We start from the raw sequence: 21,150 nt of genomic DNA, 5'->3' as shown, positions 1-21,150 counted from the left end.
GCGGTCAGGGGCGGGTCAGTTCGACCAGCTTGGCGACGGTGTTCCAGTTGCGGGTGGTCACGTCCAGGCCCTTGACCACGGCCGGGCGGGCGAGCACCTCGGCCAGCTTGGAACGGCCCAGGCCGTCCGGTGCGTAGAGGTAGAGGACCCGGTCCCCGAGCCGGTACTCCTCGGGGAGGTACGCGGCGCCGTCCAGCGCGGCGAAGCGCTCCGGGCCGGGCTGCGCCGAGAAGAAGGTCGCGTGGAGCTGCCTGCCCTCCAGCTCGGCGGCCGGGAAGGGGCAGGCGCCGGCGACGGCGGCCAGGTACTCCCCGTCGACGACCAGGCAGGGCACGCGGAAGCCGAAGTGGCCCTCGATCGCGGCCTCCAGCCCCCGGGCGAGGGCGTCCGGGTCGCCCTCGCCGCTGCTGAAGACGGCGTTGCCGCTCTGCAGGTAGGTCTGCACGTCACCGTGGCCGAGTCCCTCCAGGACCGCGCGCAGCTCGGCCATCGGGACCTTCTTGTTCCCGCCGACGTTGATGCCGCGCAGCAGCGCCGCGTACTTCTTCTTCGTCATGGGCGCACCCTAAGCCCCGCCTCTGACAGTGCCCCGTCGACGAGGTCGGCGGCCTGCCGCGTCCCGCCCTCGGCGGCCATCGCGGCCCGGATGGCCTCGGCGCGCACGGCGACCTCGGGGTCGGCCAGCAGGCCGAGGACGGCCGCGCGCAGGGCGATGGCGTCGGCCCGCTCCATCGGGAGGTGGCGGGCCACGCCGAGGGAGGCCAGCATGTCGGCGTTGCCGAACTGGTCGACGGCCTGGGGGACCGCGACCATGGGGGTGGCGGTGGCGAGGCCCTCCTGGCTGCCGCCCGCGCCCGCGTGGGTGACGAAGGCGTCGGCCTGGCGCAGGATGTCCAGCTGGGGAACCCAGCGGTGGACTTCGACGTTGGCCGGCACCTCCCCCAGTTCGGCCTCGTCCGTGAACTTCCCGATCTGGAGGACCACGTACCAGTCGGGGAGGTCGCCGAAGGCCTCGATGCAGGCCCGGTAGAAGGCGGGCTGCTTGGTGAAGGTGGAGCCGAGGGAGACCAGGAGCAGCTTCCTGCCCCGCGCGGCCTCAGGGCGCCGCCAGGTGCCCTGAGTGGCGGCGCGGTCGCCCTGGCAGGCCCCGACGAAGGTGTACACGTCGGGGTCGACCCGGTCGGCGTGGGGCTGGAGGGCGCGCGGGATGAGGACGATGCTGCGGGGCGGGCGGCCGACGAACCGGTCCGGGTCCTCCTCGATGCCGTTTTCCCGCAGCCAGGCGCCGAAGCGCGCGTAGTAGTCCCTTCCGCGCTCGGAGGCGCGCAGTTGGGCGGTCATCGGGGCCGCGACCTCCTCCTCGTAGCCGTCCCAGGCCACGAGGTTCGGGGAGAGGGAGATCGCGGGGACGCCCCAGCGGTGGGCCAGGACGATCGCCGCGTAGGCGGTGATGTCGTGCAGGACGAGGTCCGGCTCGTCCCCCTCGAAGGCGGCGACGAGCTGTGGGAGCGCCTGGACCGCGTCGTTCAGGAAGGGCTCGATCTGGTCGATGAGCTCGGTCCCCCAGGCGTCGGGGTCATCCTCGGTGGGCAGGGTGGAGTTCCAGATCACCGGGGTGGCGCCGGTCTCGGCGACCTTGTCGGCGAAGGAGGCGGGAACGGCGTAGCTGACCCGGTGACCCCGGGCGACGAGTTCTCGGATCACCTCGATGCTCGGGTTCACGTGGCCCGCGGCGGCGATGGAGAACATGGCGATGTGGGCGGGCTTGGCTGAGGTCATGTCCCGACCATAGCGAGACGAAACGTCTCGCTCAACCGGGATCCCGCGGACCACCCCACCGGGTGGCGGCGGCCCGTCGAAGGGCCGTGACGGGAATGCGAGACTGGCCCCCGGTCATGGTCCGCGGGTGATCCGGATCCCCACGGTCCGGCGCGGCACGAGAGGACGGAACGAACGGCATGGACGAGGCGCGGGCCAGGGACGTACTGACGGAGGCCGGCCTCACCGGAGCCGCTGAACTGCTCGCCTTCGGGGAGAACGCGGTCTTCGCCGTCGACGGCCTCGTGGTGAAGGTGGGCCGCGAAGCGGGGCTGCTCCCCCGGGCCGAACGGGAGCTGGCGGTGGCCGACTGGCTCGCCGGAGCCGGCGTCCCGGCGGTGCGCGCGGCCGAGCCCGCGCCCCGGCTGGTGGCCGGCCACCCGGTGACCCTGTGGCACCGGCTCCCCGACGCGGTCCGGCCAGCGGGCCCCGAGGACCTCGCGGCCCTGCTGCGCCCGCTGCACGCCCTGCCCGCGCCGCCCTTCGCCCTGCCCCCGCGCGACCTGCTGGACGGCGTGGAACGCTGGCTGCGGCTCGCCGGCGGCGCCATCGACCCCGGGGACGCGGCGTACCTGCGGGCCCGGCGCGACGGTTACGCGGCCGAGGTGGCCGCGCTCACCCCGCACCTGACTCCCGGTCCGATCCACGGCGACGCCCTGCCCCGCAACGTCCACGTGGGCCCCGACGGACCTGTGCTGGTGGACCTGGAGACCGTCTCGGCCGACCTGCGCGAGCACGACCTGGTCGTGATGGCGCTCTCCCGGGACCGGTACGGGCTGCCCGCGGACGCGTACCGGGCCTTCACGGACGCCTACGGATGGGACGTACGGGAGTGGGAGGGGTGCGCGGTGCTGCGCGGCGCCCGCGAGACGGCGAGCTGCGCCTGGGTCTCCCAGCACGCCCCGTCCAACCCCAAGGCCCTGGCCGAGTTCCGCCGCAGGGTGGCCTCGCTGCGCGAGGGGGACGCGGAAACGCGCTGGCATCCCTTCTAGCCCTGCCGTATCAACTCACTCGTGAAACTGCACCTCACCGTCCACGACGCGCGCTCGGGCCGGGAGTCCTTCAGGGTGGTCCGCCCGGCGAACCCCCCGGCCCACGCGGAACTCTTCGACGACTCCTGGTACCTGAACGCCTACCTCGACCAGGAGGCCGCCCGGCTGATGGCCGGGCTGTGGACCCTGGCCGCCTCCTCACCGCGCACCCTGTTCCACCTGCCCCTGCGCACGGCCGGGGGCAGGACGCCCGGGGACCGTGCCCTCGACCTGGTCCTGCTGCACCACTCGCTCCGGTTCGCCCCCGCGCACTGGAAGCGGCTGCGCGCACGGCTCGGACCGGGCCGGCCCCGCACGGTGGACCTGCGCCTCCCGCGGCAGCGGGAGGAGACGGACGGGACGCACCCCCGGCACGCCGACGACCGCGACCGCTTCCACCAGCACATCCACGCCGAGACCCTGTTCCTGACCGGCAGCGCCCCGCTGTTCCGCCACAACGCCGAGCTCTTCCGCGACGTGGCCCGCAGCGGCCCGGCGCACCCCCGCACCACCGCCCGGCACGGCCACTACTGCCGCGAGGTCGACTGCGGCATCCACTTCCGCGGCCTCCATATCCAGTACCTCGACCCCGCCGACGACCGGGACTGAAGAAGGACGCCCCCCCCGGGGGGGGGGACTCCTCGCGGACGGCCCGGTCAGCCGCGCCGCGGGATCAGCGGCCAGGCCGGCTCGACGACCGCCGCCGGGTCCGTGGTGCGCCGCAGGTAGGCCTGGAGGGAGACGGACTGCTCGGCCGCCGCCCGGACCTGGAGGGCCTGCAGGTCGGCCAGGGGCATCAGCCCGACGGGCCGGTGCGTCTCCCCCAGCCGCCGCACCACCCGGGCCGCGGCCACCGCGTCCGCCCTGGCGTTGTGCGCGTCGTCGAGGGCGACCCCGTAGTGGGCGCACAGGGCGTGCAGGGCCCGCTTGCCCTTGCGGTACTTGTCCACGTGCTTGTCGATCACCAGCGGATCGATGACGGGCGACGGTACACCGCCCAGCCGCTCGCTGAGCGACGCGACCCCGTACCTCCGGCACTCGCGGTCGAGCAGGGAGAGGTCGTAGCGCGCGTTCATCACCACCAGCGGACGCCCCGCGCCCAGCCCGTCGGCCACGGCCCGCACGATCTCCTCGACGGCCTCGGCGGCCGGCACCCCGTGCGCACGTGCGTGCTCCGTCGAGATGCCGTGGATCGCGGACGCCTGCTCGGGTATCCGCACCCCCGGGTCGAGCAGCCAGGTCCGCTCCCCCGAGACGGCCCCGTCCGGCCCCAGCCGCACCACCGCCGCCGTCACGATGCGGTCGGTCTCGACGTCGGTCCCCGTCGTCTCCAGGTCGAAGGCCACCAGCGGCCCGCTGATCCAGCTCATCACCCGGCCGCCGTTCCGGCGCCGGCCTCGAACCGTGTTCCCCCGTGCCACGCCTCCATGACGCGCCCCTCCCCCGTGTATCGGTCAACGCGTTTCAGCCTGCCACGGGGCACTGACACACCGGAGGGCGGGGCCGCCGCCGGGTCGGCGGGACGCCGTCAGGACACCGGCCGGGAGTCCTCCCAGACCGATTCGAACTCCTCCCGGTAGGTCGGGAAGAGCCCGTGTTCGGAATCCTTCCGCCCGCCCCGCCCGCCCCCGCGCAGGACCAGCACCGGTGCCTCCATGCCCCGGGCCCGCCGCAGGTACGACTGGACCACCGCGATCCCCGAGGACTCGCCCTCCACCAGGTAGGCGGTGAAGCGCGGGGTCTCGTCGAAGACGTGGATGTCGAAGCGCGACGGGTCCTTCAGGCCGGCCCGCACCCGGCGCACGTGCAGGATGTTCATCTCCACCGACCGGCTCAGCTCGCCCTTGCGCAGCCCGAGCTCCCGCTCGCGCCGCTTGACCGCGCTGCTCGCCGGGTTCAGGAACAGCAGCCGCACCCGGCAGCCCGCCTCCGTGAGCCGGACCAGCCGGCGGCCCGAGAAGTTCTGCACCAGCAGGTTCAGGCCTATCCCGATGGCGTCGAGCCGCCGCGCGCCCCCGAACAGGTCCTCCGCCGGAAGCATCCGCTGGAGCCGCACCCGGTCCGGGTGGACCGAGATGACGTCCGCGTACCGGTCGCCGACCAGGTCCTCCACCGCGTCGATCGGCAGCCGGTCCGCCGTCGGGCTGCCCGCCCCGGCCCCCAGCACCTCCAGGAGGCGCGCCGAGGCGCGCTCCGCCTGCTCCAGCACCGGCCGTGACAGCGCCCGGTTGCGGGAGACCACGTTGCGGGTGACCTCCAGCTCGTCCAGGGCCAGCTCGATCTCGCGCCGGTCGTCGAAGTACGGCTCGAAGCAGGGCCAGTGCTGGACCATCAGCTCCCGCAGCTGCGGCAGCGTCAGGAAGCTCAGCACGTTGTCGTCGGCGGAGTCGAGGAGGTAGCCCTTGCGTCGGCTGACCTCGCGGACCGCCACCGCCCGCTGCACCCATTCCTGCCCGGCCGGCCCGGCGGCGGCGACCACCCAGTCGTCCCCGCCGTGCACCGGCTCGTAGACGGGCCGCAGCACGGCGCCCACCACCGACCTCAACCGCTGTTCGATGAGGTTCAGCCAGATGTACGCGCGGCCCGCGCGCTGGGCCCGCGTACGGACCTCGCTCCACGCGTCAGCGCCCCAGTCCAGCTCGGCGCCGGCCCGTACGTCGTCCCCGGCCGTCGGCGGGGCCAGCGACACCGCCCCGGCCGCGAACGTCCCGGCCGCGCCCCCCGGTGCATCCGCCGGGCCACCCTCGTGACCGCCGTCACCAGGGGGCAGCTCCAGACCTCCCGAGCTCACCCGTGCACCGCCTTCTGCGTCTGGACGCCCGTCTCCAGTGATCACGGAAGGGTACTCCGCGCGCGCGACCCGACGCAGCCCGAAGGACGCCGGGACGGTTCCACGCCCCGCTCTCCGGGCCCCCGTTGACTCATTATGTGATGCCCGGACAGTCGGCTGACCCGCATATCAGCTCTCCGGGTCACCCGTCAGGAGCATCGCAAGTCCACGCGTGCGGCCCCTCTTTCGGGGAAGATCTGGCATTGACGTGATCGACGCCGGATCAGCCGGACCAAGATGGGAAGAGCGTTGTCTATGCAGGTCTGGCCGGGACAGGCGTATCCACTGGGTGCCACCTATGACGGCGCCGGCACCAACTTCGCGGTCTACTCCGAGGCCGCACGGCGCATCGAACTGTGCCTGCTGCACGACGACGGCTCGGAGACCGCCGTCGAGCTGCGCGAGACGGACGCCTTCGTGCGGCACGCCTACCTGCCCGGGGTGATGCCCGGCCAGCGGTACGGGTTCCGGGTGCACGGACCGTACGAGCCCGAGCGCGGCCTGCGCTGCAACGCGGCGAAGCTGCTGCTCGACCCGTACGCGCGGGCCATCAGCGGCAGGATCGGCTGGGGCGAGCAGGTCTACGGCTACCACTTCGGCCGGCCCGACTCACGCAACGACCTCGACTCGGCCCCGCACACCATGAGTTCGGTCGTGGTGAACCCGTACTTCGACTGGGCCAACGACCGCCCGCCGCGCCATGAGTACCACCACACCGTCCTCTACGAGGCGCACGTCAAGGGCCTGACCATGCGTCACCCGGACCTGCCGGAGGAGCTGCGGGGCACCTACGGGGCCCTCGCGCACCCGGCGGTCATCGGGCACCTGACCAAGCTCGGCGTGACGGCGCTGGAGCTGATGCCGGTGCACCAGTTCGTCAACGACCACCGCCTGGTCAACGACGGGCTGAGCAACTACTGGGGCTACAACACCATCGGCTTCTTCGCCCCGCACAACGGCTACGCCTCGGGCGACCGGGGCCAGCAGGTGCTGGAGTTCAAGTCGGCGGTCCGGGCGCTGCACGAGGCCGGGATCGAGGTGATCCTGGACGTGGTCTACAACCACACCGCCGAGGGCAACCACCTGGGCCCGACGCTGTCCTTCCGGGGTCTGGACAACGCCTCGTACTACCGGCTGGCCGAGGACCCCCGGCACTACACGGACACCACCGGCACCGGGAACTCGCTGCTGATGCGGTCCCCGCACGTACTCCAACTGATCATGGACTCGCTGCGGTACTGGGTCACCGAGATGCACGTGGACGGCTTCCGCTTCGACCTCGCGGCCACCCTGGCCCGGCAGTTCCACGAGGTCGACCGGCTGTCCTCGTTCTTCGACCTGGTGCAGCAGGACCCGGTGGTCAGCCAGGTGAAACTGATCGCCGAGCCCTGGGACCTGGGCGAGGGCGGCTACCAGGTGGGCAACTTCCCGCCGCTGTGGACCGAGTGGAACGGCAAGTACCGCGACACCGTACGGGACCTGTGGCGCGGGCAGCCGCGCACGCTCGCGGAGTTCGCGGGCCGGCTGACGGGCTCCTCGGACCTCTACCAGGACGACGGGCGGCGCCCGCTGGCCTCGATCAACTTCACCACCTGCCACGATGGCTTCACCCTGAACGACCTGGTCTCGTACGACGAGAAGCACAACGAGGCCAACCGCGAGGGCAATCGGGACGGCGAGACGCACAACCGGTCCTGGAACTGCGGGATCGAGGGGCCGACCGAGGACCCGGAGATCCTGGAGCTGCGCGCACGGCAGATGCGCAACCTCACCGCCACCCTGATGCTGTCCCAGGGCGTGCCGATGCTCAGCCACGGCGACGAGTTCGCGCGCTCGCAGGACGGCAACAACAACGCCTACTGCCAGGACAACGAGCTGTCCTGGGTGACCTGGCCCGAGCCGGGCAAACCGCCGCCCGCGCTGCTGGAGTTCACCCGGCGGATGGTCTGGCTGCGCCGGGACCACCCGGTGTTCCGGCGGCGCCGGTTCTTCCACGGGCGGCCGGTGGAGGGCACGCACGACGAACTCTCCGACATCGCCTGGTTCACCCCGCACGGTGAGGAGATGCGGGCCCGGGACTGGCAGGCGCAGCACGCACGGGCGCTGACCGTGTTCCTCAACGGCGAGGCGATCTCCGAGCCGGGCTCGCGCGGGGAGCGGATCACGGACGATTCGTTCCTGCTGATGTTCAACGCGGGCGCCGATCCGCAGGACTTCACCATCCCGGCGGGCCACGGGGCACGGTGGCGGCTGGTCGTGGACACGGCGCGCGCGGAGGTGCTGCCACCCGATACCGGGCCGCAGTTCGCGGCCGGGGACCGGGTGGCCCTGACGGGACGGTGCCTGGTCGTGCTTCAGCGCCCGGCGTAGGTGCCGCCCGCGCCGGGGGCGGCTGCTCCGGGGGCGGTCGGCGCGGCGGCTCCGGCGGTGGTGTCGCGGGGGCCGGACACGTCGGAGGGCGAGGTGCTCTGCTGGGCCGGGATGAAGGGCCCGGCCGCTTCCGGACGGGCCGAGGGCACCGTGGTGACCAGCGCGAGCGCCAGGCACAGCGCGGCCGCCCCCACGGCCACGGCGAAGGCCCCGGCGGGGCCGTAGGCCTCGGCGAGCCGTCCCGAGACGGCCAGCGCGGCGGCCTGTCCGGCCACCAGGGAGCTCGCCGCGAAGGCCATCGACTCGGCGAGCCGGGCCGGCTCGACCATGCGTTCGGTCAGCGCGAAGGCGGTGATCAGGTGCGGGGCGTAGGCGGCGCCGAGAACGGTGACGACCACGTACAGCGGCAAGAGGCCGTCGGTGAACAGCAGGGGCGTCGAGAGCACCAGGGCGGCGCCGGTGGCCGCCCTCCAGCGCATCCGCAGCCCGAAGCGGGCGGGCAGCGCGCCGAGCGCGAGGCCCGTGACGGCACTGACGACGCCCATCATGGCGTAGACGACCCCGGCCTGGCCGGGTACCCCCAACTGCGCGGTGAGCGAGGCGATGCCGGCCTGGCAGGCGCCGAACATGGCGCCCTGGAGGGCGAGGGAGCCGCGGACGGCGTGGACCACCCCGGGCCGGCGGACCCGCGCCCGCGCTCCCCGCTCCCGCGCGGGCGACCCGGCCGTGACGGCGGCGGTCGGGTGCAGGGCGTACGCGGCCCCGAACACGGCGACCAGCGTGGCCGCGCCGCCGAGGGCGACGGCCGGGTGGGCGACGAGCGCGGCGAGCCCGACGAGGGCCGGGCCGAAGACGAAGGAGATCTCGTCGAGGGTGCCCTCCAGCGAGTGGACGGCGCCCACGACGCTCTCGTCGGACCTCGCCCGGTGCGCGAGCGCGACGGAGCGGGTCCGGGCGAGCGGCCCGATCAGCGGGACGGAGGCGCCGGTGACGGCGCCGATCGCGGCGAGCGGGACGGTCGCGAGGCAGCCGAGGGCCCCGGCGACGAGGCCGGCGGTGGCCACCGCGTTGACCGCGGCGGCACAGAGGACGACGGGCCGCTGCCCGTGGCGGTCGGCGAGCCGGCCGAGGACGGGTCCGAAGACCACCTGGCCGGCCGAGAGGGTGCCACCGACGATGCCGGCGGTGGCGAGGGAGCCGCTGGTCTCGGCGACCAGCAGGACGCTCCCGAACTGGGACATCGCGACGGGCAGACGGGCGAAGAAGGAGAGGAGCGGGAGCAGGGGCCCGGTCAGGGCGATGACTTTTCGATAGGTCTTGACGGTTCCAACCACTTGATCGACCTTAACGCGACGCAGTCACCCGGATGCATTGGGTCATGGCACGGAATCGCGTGGGCTGGGTACGTACGTTCTCATGACCATGCAGTATTCAAGCAGTCAATCGGAATCTGACGTTCCGAAACCCGTCACTCCCGCGTCGACCTACCGTCTCCAACTGGGCCCCGCGTTCCCGTTCGCCGCGGCCGGAGCGGCCGTACCGTACCTCGCCTCGCTGGGCGTGTCACACCTGCACCTCTCCCCCGCGCTGGAGGCGGTGCCGGGGTCGGCGCACGGGTACGACGTCACCGACCACACCCGGGTACGGGCCGAGCTGGGCGGGGAGGAGGGCCTGCGGGCGCTGGCCGCGACGGCCCGGGCGCACGGGCTGGGGCTGGTCCTGGACATCGTGCCGAACCACATGGCGGTCCCGGACCCGCTGCGCCTGAACCGGCCGCTGTGGGAGGTGCTGAGGGAAGGGCCGCGCTCCCCGTACGCGCGCTGGTTCGACATCGACTGGGAGGCGGGGGGCGGACGGCTGCTGCTGCCGGTGCTCGGGGAGCCGCCGCGGGCCGACGGCTTCCGCGTCGACGCGGGCGGGGAGGTGCTGCGGTACGGGGAGGGTGACACCGAACGGGAGTTCCCCCTGCGGGCCGGCACGGCCGGGCTGCCCCTGCCGGAGCTGCTGGCCGCGCAGTGGTACCGGGTCGCCTGCTGGCGGGAGGCCCGTACCGCGTTGAACTACCGCCGCTTCTTCACCATTTCGGACCTGATCGGGGTGCGGGTCGAGGACCCCGGGGTCTTCTCCGCCACCCACTCCAAGGTGCTGGAGCTGGTGCGCGACGGGGTGCTCCAGGGGCTGCGCGTCGACCACGTGGACGGACTGGCGGACCCCGAGGGGTACCTGCGGCGGCTGCGGGCGGCGGTGGGCGGGGACTGCTGGGTGGTGGTGGAGAAGATCCTGGCCCGCCAGGAGCGGCTGCCTCCCGGCTGGCCGGTGGCGGGCACGACCGGCTACGACGCCCTGCACCGCGTCGACGGACTGTTCGCCGACCCGGCGGGCACGGCGGAACTCGCCCGCGCCTACGCCGGCACCACCGGCCTGCCCTCCTGGGAGGCGACCGCCGCCGAGGCGGCGCGGGAGGTGCTGACCGGCGACCTGGCCGCCGAGCTGGCCTTGCTGGAACGCCGGGCGGGACCGGAACTCGCCCCCGCGGTGCGCGAGTTGCTGATCGGCTACCCGGTGTACCGGCCCTACCCGGGCGGGGAGGTGGCCGAGGTGGCGGCGGTGGCGGTGTCCGGCCTGGACGGGGTACGCGAACTCGTGCTGCGGGACCCGGCCTTCGGGGCCCGCTTCGCCCAGACCTCCGCCGCCCTGCGGGCCAAGTCCCTGGAGGACCGCGCCTTCTACCGCTGGGCCCCGCTCCTGTCGGCCACCGAGGTCGGCGGCGAGCCGGGCGCTCCGGCGGTGTCGGTCGCGGAGTTCCACGCGTACTGCGCGGAGCTGGAACGGGACTGGCCCGCCACGGGGACGGTGCTGTCCACGCACGACACGAAGCGCAGCGCGGACGTACGGGCCCGGATCGCGGCCCTGTCACAGGCTCCGGGGGAGATGGGGGGTGCGGATGCGGGTGCGGGCAGCTCCGGGGACCCGCAGCTGGGGTGGGTGGCCCGGCAGAGCGCGCTCGGCCTCGGAGACGTCCCCGACCGGGGGCCCCGGCTGGAGGCGGCCCTGCTGAAGGCCGCCCGGGAGTCGGGGCTGCGGACGTCCTGGACCGACCCCGACGAGGAGTACGAGGCCGGCATCGCGGACCTGGTACCCGGGGAGGCGGCGGGGCTTCCCGGGCACCTGACGGAGGCGGCCCGCGCCAACGTCCTGGGCATGACCCTGCTGCACCTGGCGATGCCGGGGGTGCCGGAGGTCTACCAGGGCTCCGAGACCGAGTACCGGGCGCTGGTGGACCCGGACAACCGCCACCCGGCGGCGTTCCCGCGCGGGGCCCTGGCCGCCCTCGACGCGGGCACCGCCCCGCACGGCCTCGCGGCGGAGAAGCTCGCGCTGACGGCGGCCCTGCTCCGGCTGCGCCGCGACCGGCCCGCGCTGTTCTCCGGCTACACCCCCCTGACGGCCTCCGGCCCGGCGGCCGACCACTGCGTGGCCTTCGCCCGCTCGGCCGACCTCGTCGCGGTGGCCACCCGGCTCTCCCACCGCCTGGCGGAATCGGGCGGCTGGAGCGGCACCACCCTGATCCTGCCCCCGGGCCGGTGGCGCCCTGTCCACGGGACTCCGACCGGGGGCACTCACGAGGGACGGGTGGAGCTGGCGAAGCTCCTGACCGGCCTGCCGGCCACGGCCCTGGTCCGGGTGGGATAGGGGCGGGGGCGGGGCCGGGTGGCGGGGTCCTGCTCAATCCGGATCAGAGTGGGTTTGGGGGTTTCCCGTCAGTCTCATCGTCTCTCCGCGTCGGGCCGGGCCGTCAAGGGCGCTCCTTCGTCGCGTCGCTTCGCGATGGCCTTCGGCCACCCTTGACAGCCCGACCCGCCACGGAAATCCGAAGACCGACGGGAACCCCCCAAAAGAACGGTCCACGGGGAAGCGAGGGAGGGGCGGGCACCTCAGCGATGTGCGACCCGCCTTCGGCCAAGCCGCCGATCCGGCCCCCTATGCGTCTCGGCCCGAAGCCCGGGCCGAGCCGGACCGCCCGACACGACGACCAGAGCGCCCGGCAGGGCACAGGCGCGTCAGATCGCTACGCGCTTCGCACGGCTTGGCGTCCGCGGACCGTCTCGGGCCGCCCTGGAAGACGTTCAAGGCCGTGGCGGAATCCGTATCTTCCCAACGGTCCGCACCATGGAGAGTTCCCCATCTCATCCTGTCTGCATCCACGCAAGAGCGGAATTCCAGTCGACCCGATCGCCGGGTGGCCGAATTCACCGATCCCGGCGGCCGGATTTCCCGGATCCGCTTCGTGTCGCGTTTTTACAATGCTTTTCGCTGATCCCTCTCGGCATCCTGGAGCCGCCCGAAATCCCGCTCCGGCCCGCCGCGTCCCGGTGGCCGGTTTCCGGATTTCATCCGTTTCTCGGAAAGGAGACGCGCATGCGTCTTCGCAAGACCGTCACCGCGCTCACCATGGCCGCCGCTGCGGCGGGAACCGCCCTGGTGGGCGCTCCGGCGGCCCAGGCGGCGGCGCCGTCGCCCAACTGCCTCGGCTACACCGCGTTCTGCTTCTTCTACAACTCCAACCAGCAGGGCTCGGTCGCCGGCTGGGACATGAACCAGGGCTGGCGGGGCACGACCGACACGATCTACCTGGGGGGCTTCCTCACGACCGGCGCCGGACAAGGGGTGCCCGTGAAGAACAACGCGGCCTCCGCCACGTTCCAGAGCCCCGGACACTGCGGCGGCTTCGTCCGTGTGTACGCCACGGAGGGCTGGAACGGGGGCTCCTTCGACGACGTGCCCGCCTGCACCTCGATCAATCTCAGCTCAAGGACCAAGAACCACAACCGTGCGATCCAGGGCATCGGCTTCTGACCTGCCACGTCCGGCCGAGTCGGGTCGCACTTCCCGGCTCGGCCGGTTCCGGCAAGAAAGGCCCGGCCGTGACCTCCAGACAACACCGCGCAGGAGCGGCGACCGCGCTCCTGCTGCTCGCGATGACCACCGGATGCTCGCCGTCGGCCCCTCCCGCGGCGTCCGTTCCGCACGCGTCACCTTCCCGCCTCGCCGCGGGCGAGGCGCCCCGGCTGCCCCTGGACGGCCTGTTCTGGTCCGACCAGGAGTACACCTTCCTGCACAAGGCGCTGGACATCCTGACCCGCCAGTGCATGGACCGGTCGAAGGTGCCCATGCCCGCCGGAACGGCCGCGCCCGTATCCCGTGGTCCCCGCGCGGCACACCGCTACGGAACCCTCGCCCGGGAGGAGGCCGAACGGTACGGCTACCACAGCCCGCCCTCCCCGGCACTGCCACCGCCACCCGCCCTGACACCCGAGCAGCGCACGGCCCTCGCCGGGACGCAGAACGGCCGGCCGGGCCCCGCGGGCACCCCGGCGGAGGGCTGCAACGGCTGGGCGGCCCTGCAGATCACCGGAACCACCAGCTACCCGGTCGACGCCGAGTTGCTGCGCACCCTGGACTCCGAGTCCTTCGACGTGAGCCGCCGGGACCCCCGGACCGCCCGCGCGATCGACGCCTGGGCCGCCTGCATGGAAGCCTCGGGCGCCACCCACGCGACCGGCCCGGACGAGAAGCCCCCGGCGCTGCGCGGCACACAGGCCGACGCCGAGGAGATCCGCACCGCCCTCGCCGACGTCGCGTGCAAGGAGAAGACCCAACTCGTCGGAACCTGGGCCGGCGTGGAAACGGCGTACCAGCAGGACCTGCTGCGTCAGCACGGTACCGAGGTCAAGGACATCGAGCGCGGACGCCAGAACCAGCTCGCCAAGGCCGCAGACACGATCAAGAGGGCTGAATGACCGGCCCGAGACGGTCCGCGGACGCCAAGCCGTGCGAAGCGCGTAGCGATCTGACGCGCCTGTGCCCTGCCGGGCGCTCTGGTCGTCGTGTCGGGCGGTCCGGCTCGGCCCGGGCTTCGGGCCGAGACGCATAGGGGGCCGGATCGGCGGCTTGGCCGAAGGCGGGTCGCACATCGCTGAGGTGCCCGCCCCTCCCTCGCTTCCCCGTGGACCATTCTTTTGGGGGGTTCCCGTCGGTCTTCGGATTTCCGTGGCGGGTCGGGCTGTCAAGGGTGGCCGAAGGCCATCGCGAAGCGACGCGACGAAGGAGCGCCCTTGACGGCCCGGCCCGACGCGGAGAGACGATGAGACTGACGGGAAACCCCCAAACCCACTCTGATCCGGATTGAGCAGGACCCCGCCACCCATCCACCGAGCAGCGGCATCGTCGTGCCGCGCGGTGAAGGCGGGTTCCGTGAGCGGCACGAACACGTGAAGGCGGTCGGGAGCCCGGACCTCGTGCAGACCCTCCGGCGCGAGAAGCTCTTCGACCGCCCCGGCCATCGCGGTCGCCCCGGGCCCGTCCGGGTGGCCGTGGGGACGGAATGCCGTCGTACGGGAGTGTCCTCGCCCCGCCCCACGCGCCCGGCTCGATCATGCCGTGCCATGGCACCTGGTGAACTCCGCCGGAAACGGGCCCCGCGGCGCCGTTGGATCCTCGGGCTGGCGACGGCGGCGCTGCCGGCCTCGGCCCCCTCGTACGCCGCCGCGGCGGAGCCGTTCCCGAGCGGGGCTCCCTCGGCGACGGCGGCACGGGCGCCGTCTGCCCCCAGGACGGGTGGCTCATCCCCCACGGCCATCCGGCCCGCCCGGCCCATCCGGCCCATCCCGCCCATCCCGCCCATCCGGCCGCTCCGGCCGCTCCGGCCCTCCACGGCGGCCCCTGGTGTCCCCCGCGCCACTGCGGCCCCTGGTGCCCCCCGATGCCCTGCCCCGGCGGCTCGCCCGACTGCGGCGGGCCCGGCCTGCCCGGCACCGGGGCGGTCAGGGTGCTCAAGGAGGACGAGAACACGGGCGCCCCGCTCTCCGGCGCCGTCTTCCAGCTGTGGGAGGAGACCAACGGGATCCCGGGCCTCCAGACGCCGGCCTCGACCCGGACACCGCGATCGGGGCCCCCTGCACCACCGGGCCCGACGGCCTGTGCTCCCGCACCGTGGAGTTCGGCATGTACTACTGGGAGGAGACACAGGCTCCGCCCGGGTACGAAATTCCGATCAACCCGGTGTTCGGCCCGCTCGTACTGCAGCCGGAAGACGCCGCCGACGGCGTGACGTTCACTGCCGAGAACAGGCCGGAATCCGAAGCGCCCGAAGCCCGTCAGCCCCTCCGCCCCTCCGCACGGGCCGCACCACCGGCGATTGACCGATCCGCTCGAACACGGCCGCGACCGGACTCCACCAGTTCCACGGCAAGGCTTTGGCCAGCGCTTTTGGTGCAGATTCGGGACTGAGCGAGCGGTAGGGGGCGCGCGGGACGGGCATGGCATCCCTTGTGACCCTCCTCCGTGACATGCGCTACCCCACCCCGCAGGAACTCGCCCTGGCCGCCCGGGCGCTGGTGGCCGAACATCCCGACCGCGCCGGGCTCCGGCAGACCGGTGTCTCCCGTGCCGGGCGGCCACTGTGGCTGCTCTCCGTCGACGGGCGGGCCGGCGGCGGTCCGCGCCGGGTGCTCGTCGTCGCCGGGGCCCATGCCAACGAACCCGTCGGCGGGGCGACCGCCCTGGAGCTCGCGCGGCGGGTGGTCCGGGACGGCGGTGGCGGGGCGGACTGGCACTTCCTGCTCTGCGCCGATCCGGACGGCGCCGAGCTGCACCGCACACCGCGCCCCCGCTCGCTGCTGGACTACCACCACAACTTCTTCCGGCCGCCCGGTCCCGAACAGCCGGAGTGGGCCCCGTCGTTACTCGCCCCGGACCGGCTCCCGCCCGAGACCCTCACGCTGACGGCCCTCCTCGACGAACTGCGCCCCGTCCTGCAGGTCTCCCTGCACGGAACGGACCTCGGCGGATCCTGGGTGCAGCTCACCCGGGACGTCCCCGGCCTCGCCGAGCCGTTCGCGAAGTCGGCCGCCGAGCTGCGGATCCCGGTGGAGACCGGGGCTTCCGACGCGGCCGGCTGGGTCTCCCCCGGGCCCGGCATCTTCGTGATGCCGGAGACGGGGGCCGGGCCCGCCGGGGCGTTCCACCCGGAGGACACTCGGCTCAGCACCTGGTGCCACCCGGGTACGACGGCGATCGTCGAAGTCCCCATGTGGGCCTCGGACCTGGTGGACGACCCGGCCCCGCACCCGGACCCGCGCGGCGCCCTGCGGATGCTGGCCGGCCGGCTCACCGAGGACTCCGGGCGGGTGGCCGGCCTGCGCTCCGGAGCCCGGGGCACCGATCCCGGGTCCGCCGCGCTGCTGCGCGCCGTGGACTGGACGCTCGGGCTGATCCCCCGGATCACGGCCGAGTGGACGGGGTCCGGAGCCCCGGCCGAGGCCACGGCGGCTGCGGTCGGCAGCATCGACGCGTTCGGACGCAGACTGTCGCTGCGCGCCGCCGCGATGCTGCTCCGGGTGCTGCGGACCCAGGGGCATCCGGCGGCGCCGGGCCTGGACCGGCTGATGACGGGGTGGTGCGAGGAGTTCGCGGCCCGCTTCCAGGCCCGCTGGGTACCGGTGTCCACACAGGTGGAGCACCAGGTCCGGACGGTCCTCGCCACGTACGAGCGGCTCTAGACCGGGCCGGGGACCAGGTCGGCCCCGCCCGTCACGAGCGGGGCCCGTCGGCGGTCACGCGGCCCAGCCCCGGGCGACGACGACCGCCACACAGGCGATCCACGCGACCGCCCCGAGGGTCACGGCCACCGCCGCCCACCTGCCCCTGCGCGCCCGGTCCCGGTACCCGCCGTCGCTCACCGGGCCGCCCCGGACGTGTGCGGGTGGTTCGCCAGCTCGGCGTTCTGCACCGTGACGGCGGACAGGTTCCCGACCGCCCAGGCGAGCCGCCTGGTCTCCGCCAGCGCTTCACAGACCCCGCACCCGGGGGTCGGGACCGGCTCCAACGGGTCCTGCGGGTGCGGGCGTGCGTTCGCGTCGTACACCGCCGCTCCTCTCCGTAGTCGTTCCGCTACCAAGGAGCATCAGCGTGGCCTAGAGTCGAAATCTCTTCAACTTACCGGCTCTGACAGACAAGTTGGGTGTGCACATGGTGTACCGAAAGGAACTGGACCCCGATCGTTCGCCGGGCGCCGCGTTCGGAGCACGTCTACGCAGGATGCGGGACGAACACGGCTGGACACAGGCCGAGCTGGCCGAGCGGGTGGGCTGCTCCGGGGCTCATGTCTCTGCGGTGGAAACTGGTCGGCGTACGCCAACTCGCCAATTTGCAGCAAGCATTGACAGAGCTCTCGGCACCGGGGACAGGTTCGAGCGGCAGAGTCAGGCGGTACGGCACACCGCACTGCTGGAAGGGTTTCCCGAGTACGTCAGGCAGGAGGCGCAGGCGGCGGAGATCCGGCTCTACGAAGTGGGCGTCGTCCCAGGGCTGCTCCAGACACCCGACTACGCGGCAACGCTGGAAGCCGATGCCGTACGGCGGCAGGCGATCACGCCCGAGCAGGCGGCGGAGCGCGTCGCGCTGGTGGCGGAGCGGCAGGCCACGTTGTCGCGGTCACCGTCGCCCCTGATCTTCGCGGTGCTGGACGAGGGGTGCATTCTGCGGCCCATGGGCGACCGGGTAACCATGGAGGCACAGTTCGAGAGGCTGCTGGAGTTCGCCGAGCTGCCGAACACGGTGCTCCAGATCGCCCCCTTCACCATGGGGGCGCGCAGGCCGTTCAGCCTGCCCATCACCGTGCTGACGCTGCCCAACAGGGCCCTGATCTCCTACGCCGAGTCGGCGCAGCGCGGCCACCTGGAGCGAGAAAGCACTTCCGTTCTCCCCGTGCTGACGGCCTACCATCAGTTGCAGGCCGAAGCGCTCTCCCAAGCGGCATCAGTGGCCATGATCCAGAAGGTACGAAAGGGCACTCCGTGACGACCGAACCCCACTGGTACAAGTCCTCATACAGCGGCAACGGCGGCCAGTGCATCGAGGTCGCGACCAACCTCGCCGACTCCCTCGGGACGGTCCCCGTCCGCGACTCCAAGACTCCCGGCGGCCCCGTGCTGAACGTGGCCGCCGGAGCGTTCGCCGCGTTCGTGGACGGCGTCAAGGCCGGAGCCCACCGGGCCCTCTGACCGCCCCCGGCCCCGCCGCTCCCCGCCGGAGCGCCGGGGCCGACCCGGGGCGGCGGGGCGTCAGCCCGCCGGCCAGGCGTAGCGGCGCTTGGGGTGGGACGCCGCGCCGAGGCGGTCGTAGAACTTGATCGCCCCTTCGTTCCAGTCGGGGGTCTGCCATTCGACGTGGGCGAGGCCCCGCTCGCGTGCGAGGTCCGCCACCGCGGCCATCAGGGCGGCGCCGAGGCCGTGGCCCCGGGCGTCCTCGGCGAGGTAGAGGCAGTCCATGTGGAGGTAGGAGCGGGCGTCCCAGAAGGCGAACTCCTCCGAACAGGCCGCGTATCCGGCGACCTCGCCGTCCGGGGCCTCGGCCAGCAGCACCCACAGCCGGGCGTCCTGCGCGAAGAGCTGGGGGCCGAGGCGGTCGGCGAGGCCGGGCGGGCGCGGCGCGGACCGCTCGTACGCGACGTGCTCGTGGATGAGTTCGACCAGGCGCGGCAGGTCCTGGGGGCGGGCGGGACGCACGGTGGGTGTGGGATTCATGGGCGCCATCCTCCGGCCTGCCCCGCGCTGGGGACCACCCGGGCCACCGGAGCCCCCGGGGCCCCCGGGCCCACCCCTCGGCCCCTCACTCCGACGAGAGCCGGAACAGCATCCGTCCGAAGCCGATCTGGTCGCCGTCGCGGACCATGGTCAAGCCCGTGACGCGGCGGCCGTTGACGGTGGTGCCGTTGGTGGAGCCGAGGTCCTTGAGGATCCAGGTCCCGTCGCGCAGGCTCAGCTCGGCGTGTGCGCGCGACACCGTCTCGTGGCTGAGCCGCAGCCCGTTGCCCGGGTCGCGGCCGATCCGCAGCGGGCCCGCGCCCGGGTGCGGGAACAGCAGCCGGGGCAGCCGTTCGGTCTGCCAGGCGCGCCGTACGCCGGCGGACACAGCCGACGCCCGGCCCACCCAGCCGAACAGCCGACTGGTCCAGGGGCCTTCGTCGCGCCCGCGCGCGTGCAGGTCGGCGGTGAGGACGGCGAGGTCCTCGGCGCGCCGGGCGACGAGGGCGAGTTCCATGCGGCGCAGGAAGGTGTCGTGCGACAGCTTCCCGAGGGCCGCGCCTTCCCTGAGCTGGCCCAGCGCCAGGTCCCGCTCCTTGTCGGACAGGCGGGGGGCGGGGAAGGCGGGGAACTCGAAACTCGACGTCACAGGGTGATTGTCGGCCCGTCGGGTGCGGAGTGTCCAGAACTCCCGCGGTGGGCCCGGGATGATGGGCACGATTACGCATGCTGGACACCGCCGGAGACGAGGGGACCGTCCGTGCAGTTCGAGGTGTGGGCACCGCTGACAGGTCGGGTCGCCATGCGACTGAACGACGCCGACTACGAGATGACGCCCGATCCGGGCCCGGACCGCGCGGGCTGGTGGACCGTGGAGGCGCCGGCGGTGGACGGCGACCGGTACGGGTTCCGGCTGGGCGACGACCCGGCGGTCCGTCCGGATCCGCGGGGGCGGCGGCTGCCGGACGGCCCCGACGGTCTGTCGGCGGTGGTCGACTTCGGACCGCTCACCCCGGAGGGCCCCGCTCCGCGCACCCCGTTGCAGGACGCCGTCCTGTACGAGCTGCACATCGGCACGTTCACCCCGGAAGGCACCTTCGACGCGGCCGCCGCCCGCCTCGGGCACCTCTGCGCGCTCGGGGTCACGCACGTGGAGCTGATGCCGGTCTGCCCCTTCCCGGGACGGCACGGCTGGGGATACGACGGGGTCGCACCGTGGGCGGTGCACGAGCCGTACGGGGGGCCGGCGGGCTTGGCCCGGTTCGTGGCGGCGGCGCACGCGGCGGGGCTGGGGGTGGTGCTGGACGTGGTCCACAACCACCTGGGCCCCTCCGGGAACCACCTCCCGGCCTTCGGCCCCTATTTCACCGACACCCACCACACCCCCTGGGGCGCGGCGGTGAACCTGGACGCGCCCGGCTCCGACGAGGTCCGCGCGTACCTGACCGGCAGTGCGCTGGCGTGGCTGCGGGACTACCGGATCGACGGGCTGCGGCTGGACGCGGTGCACGCGCTGGCCGACGGGCGGGCGCTGACCTTCCTGGAGGAGCTGGCGGCGGCGGTGGACGGGCTGGCGGTGGAGACGGCCCGGCCGCTGTTCCTGATCGCGGAGTCCGACCAGTGCGACCCCCGGCTGACCACGCCCCGTACGGCGGGCGGGCCGGGCCTGCACGCGCAGTGGAATGACGACTTCCACCACGCGCTGCACTGCTCCCTGACCGGCGAATCGCAGGCGTACTACGCGGACTTCGCCGAGGCTCCGCTCGCTGCCCTCGCCAAGACGCTGACCCGGGCGTTCTTCCACGACGGCACCTGGTCCTCCTTCCGGGGCCGTACCCACGGCCGGCCGGTCGACCGGCGGCGCACGCCCGCGCACCGGTTCCTCGGCTACGCGCAGACCCACGACCAGATCGGCAACCGGGCGCTGGGCGACCGCCTCTCCTCCTCCCTCTCCCCCGGGCTGCTGGCCTGCGCGGCGACGCTCACGCTGACCGGGCCGTTCGTGCCGATGCTGTTCATGGGCGAGGAGTGGGGGGCCGGAACCCCCTGGCAGTACTTCACCGACCACCCGGACCCGGAGCTCGCGGAGGCGGTGCGCACGGGCCGGCGCCGGGAGTTCGCGGCGCACGGCTGGAAGGCGGAGGAGGTCCCGGACCCGCAGGACCCGGCGACCCGGGAGCGGTCCTGCCTGGACTGGTCGGAGCCCGAGGAGGCTCCGCACGCCCGGCTGCTGGACTGGTACCGGACCCTGGTCGCGCTGCGCCGCGCGCAGCCGGACCTGCGCGACCCGGACCTGGCCGCGGTCCGGGTCGCCTACGACGAGGAGCGCCGCTGGGTGACCTTCCGGCGGGGCGACGTCCGCGTGGCGGTGAACCTGTCGCCGGAGCCGGTGACGATCGCGCTGGGCCGCAACGGGGTGCGGGTGCTGGCCGCCTGGGAGCCGCTGGAACACCCCGGGCCGGACGGGCGGATCCACCTGCCGGGTGAGTCGGCGGTGGTGCTGGGGCCGTAGGGG

General features: G+C 73.5%; 19 protein-coding genes. 10 read left to right on the top strand and 9 right to left on the bottom strand.

Annotated features, from left to right (window positions below; translation table 11 throughout):
- Positions 1 to 4: 4 nt before the first annotated feature.
- Both ACZ5D2_RS37005 and mgt read right to left on the bottom strand, forming a co-directional pair.
- Positions 5 to 556, bottom strand: a complete 552-nt coding sequence (locus tag ACZ5D2_RS37005) for a DUF1697 domain-containing protein (RefSeq protein ID WP_371676094.1) — start codon at positions 554 to 556, stop codon at positions 5 to 7.
- Positions 553 to 1,779: a macrolide-inactivating glycosyltransferase gene (mgt, locus tag ACZ5D2_RS37000; protein WP_371676095.1), complete on the bottom strand. Its 1,227-nt coding sequence runs from the start codon at positions 1,777 to 1,779 to the stop codon at positions 553 to 555. The genes ACZ5D2_RS37005 and mgt overlap by 4 nt, the downstream gene beginning before the upstream one ends.
- Positions 1,780 to 1,958: 179 nt before the next feature.
- On the opposite strand from mgt, the gene ACZ5D2_RS36995 reads away from it, so the two are divergent.
- Both ACZ5D2_RS36995 and ACZ5D2_RS36990 read left to right on the top strand, forming a co-directional pair.
- On the top strand, positions 1,959 to 2,810 hold the full coding sequence (locus tag ACZ5D2_RS36995; RefSeq protein WP_371676096.1) for a phosphotransferase enzyme family protein: 852 nt from the start codon (positions 1,959 to 1,961) through the stop codon (positions 2,808 to 2,810).
- 21 nt (positions 2,811 to 2,831) lie between these two features.
- Positions 2,832 to 3,458 carry a hypothetical protein gene (locus tag ACZ5D2_RS36990; protein WP_371676097.1) on the top strand — a complete coding sequence of 209 codons (627 nt, stop codon included), beginning with the start codon at positions 2,832 to 2,834 and terminating at the stop codon, positions 3,456 to 3,458.
- A gap of 47 nt (positions 3,459 to 3,505) precedes the next feature.
- Here ACZ5D2_RS36990 and ACZ5D2_RS36985 read toward each other — a convergent pair whose 3' ends face one another.
- Entirely contained in the window at positions 3,506 to 4,219 is a 714-nt protein-coding gene (locus tag ACZ5D2_RS36985; protein WP_371676098.1) for a 3'-5' exonuclease, read from the bottom strand.
- 158 nt (positions 4,220 to 4,377) lie between these two features.
- Complete coding sequence (locus ACZ5D2_RS36980) at positions 4,378 to 5,640, bottom strand: SAV2148 family HEPN domain-containing protein (RefSeq protein WP_468935660.1); 1,263 nt, start codon at positions 5,638 to 5,640, stop codon at positions 4,378 to 4,380.
- A 294-nt stretch (positions 5,641 to 5,934) separates the two neighbouring features.
- On the opposite strand from ACZ5D2_RS36980, the gene glgX reads away from it, so the two are divergent.
- On the top strand, positions 5,935 to 8,049 hold the full coding sequence (gene glgX, locus ACZ5D2_RS36975; RefSeq protein ID WP_371676100.1) for a glycogen debranching protein GlgX: 2,115 nt from the start codon (positions 5,935 to 5,937) through the stop codon (positions 8,047 to 8,049).
- Here the strand turns inward: glgX and ACZ5D2_RS36970 are convergent.
- Positions 8,034 to 9,383 carry an MFS transporter gene (locus tag ACZ5D2_RS36970; protein WP_468935656.1) on the bottom strand — a complete coding sequence of 450 codons (1,350 nt, stop codon included), beginning with the start codon at positions 9,381 to 9,383 and terminating at the stop codon, positions 8,034 to 8,036. The two genes, glgX and ACZ5D2_RS36970, sit on opposite strands and share 16 nt — an antisense overlap.
- An 88-nt stretch (positions 9,384 to 9,471) precedes the next feature.
- Between ACZ5D2_RS36970 and treY the strand changes: the two genes are divergently transcribed.
- From treY to ACZ5D2_RS36950, 4 genes are all read left to right on the top strand, one after another.
- Positions 9,472 to 11,742 carry a malto-oligosyltrehalose synthase gene (gene treY / locus ACZ5D2_RS36965; RefSeq protein ID WP_468935685.1) on the top strand — a complete coding sequence of 757 codons (2,271 nt, stop codon included), beginning with the start codon at positions 9,472 to 9,474 and terminating at the stop codon, positions 11,740 to 11,742.
- A gap of 726 nt (positions 11,743 to 12,468) precedes the next feature.
- The gene (locus ACZ5D2_RS36960; protein WP_468935653.1) at positions 12,469 to 12,906 is read left to right on the top strand and encodes a hypothetical protein; all 438 of its coding nucleotides are present in this window, start codon (positions 12,469 to 12,471) and stop codon (positions 12,904 to 12,906) included.
- Between the two features lie 68 nt (positions 12,907 to 12,974).
- A complete protein-coding gene (locus ACZ5D2_RS36955; RefSeq protein WP_468935650.1) occupies positions 12,975 to 13,850 on the top strand; it encodes a hypothetical protein in 876 nt (291 codons plus the stop codon).
- A gap of 1,518 nt (positions 13,851 to 15,368) precedes the next feature.
- Positions 15,369 to 16,610: a M14 family zinc carboxypeptidase gene (locus tag ACZ5D2_RS36950; protein WP_371676104.1), complete on the top strand. Its 1,242-nt coding sequence runs from the start codon at positions 15,369 to 15,371 to the stop codon at positions 16,608 to 16,610.
- 54 nt (positions 16,611 to 16,664) lie between these two features.
- Here the strand turns inward: ACZ5D2_RS36950 and ACZ5D2_RS36945 are convergent, their stop codons facing one another.
- On the bottom strand, positions 16,665 to 16,790 hold the full coding sequence (locus tag ACZ5D2_RS36945; RefSeq protein ID WP_371676105.1) for a hypothetical protein: 126 nt from the start codon (positions 16,788 to 16,790) through the stop codon (positions 16,665 to 16,667).
- Positions 16,787 to 16,975: a hypothetical protein gene (locus ACZ5D2_RS36940; RefSeq protein WP_371676106.1), complete on the bottom strand. Its 189-nt coding sequence runs from the start codon at positions 16,973 to 16,975 to the stop codon at positions 16,787 to 16,789. The genes ACZ5D2_RS36945 and ACZ5D2_RS36940 overlap by 4 nt, the downstream gene beginning before the upstream one ends.
- A gap of 104 nt (positions 16,976 to 17,079) precedes the next feature.
- Between ACZ5D2_RS36940 and ACZ5D2_RS36935 the strand changes: the two genes are divergently transcribed.
- Both ACZ5D2_RS36935 and ACZ5D2_RS36930 read left to right on the top strand, forming a co-directional pair.
- Positions 17,080 to 17,910, top strand: coding sequence for a helix-turn-helix domain-containing protein (locus tag ACZ5D2_RS36935; protein WP_371676107.1), 831 nt, complete (start codon positions 17,080 to 17,082; stop codon positions 17,908 to 17,910).
- A complete protein-coding gene (locus tag ACZ5D2_RS36930; protein WP_371676108.1) occupies positions 17,907 to 18,113 on the top strand; it encodes a DUF397 domain-containing protein in 207 nt (68 codons plus the stop codon). The genes ACZ5D2_RS36935 and ACZ5D2_RS36930 overlap by 4 nt, the downstream gene beginning before the upstream one ends.
- A gap of 60 nt (positions 18,114 to 18,173) precedes the next feature.
- On the opposite strand, the gene ACZ5D2_RS36925 is transcribed toward ACZ5D2_RS36930, so the two are convergent.
- Both ACZ5D2_RS36925 and ACZ5D2_RS36920 read right to left on the bottom strand, forming a co-directional pair.
- The gene (locus ACZ5D2_RS36925) at positions 18,174 to 18,635 is read right to left on the bottom strand and encodes a GNAT family N-acetyltransferase (RefSeq protein WP_371676109.1); all 462 of its coding nucleotides are present in this window, start codon (positions 18,633 to 18,635) and stop codon (positions 18,174 to 18,176) included.
- An 85-nt stretch (positions 18,636 to 18,720) separates the two neighbouring features.
- Entirely contained in the window at positions 18,721 to 19,284 is a 564-nt protein-coding gene (locus ACZ5D2_RS36920; protein WP_371676110.1) for an FHA domain-containing protein, read from the bottom strand.
- Between the two features lie 111 nt (positions 19,285 to 19,395).
- Here ACZ5D2_RS36920 and treZ point away from each other — a divergent pair, with 111 nt between their 5' ends.
- Positions 19,396 to 21,147: a malto-oligosyltrehalose trehalohydrolase gene (gene treZ / locus ACZ5D2_RS36915; protein WP_371676111.1), complete on the top strand. Its 1,752-nt coding sequence runs from the start codon at positions 19,396 to 19,398 to the stop codon at positions 21,145 to 21,147.
- Positions 21,148 to 21,150 lie beyond the last annotated feature (3 nt).

It is taken from the genome of Streptomyces sp. NPDC031479 (assembly GCF_055581065.1).
Note: the sequence above shows the minus strand (reverse complement) of the source record. Positions and strands in the feature narration are given on the sequence as shown.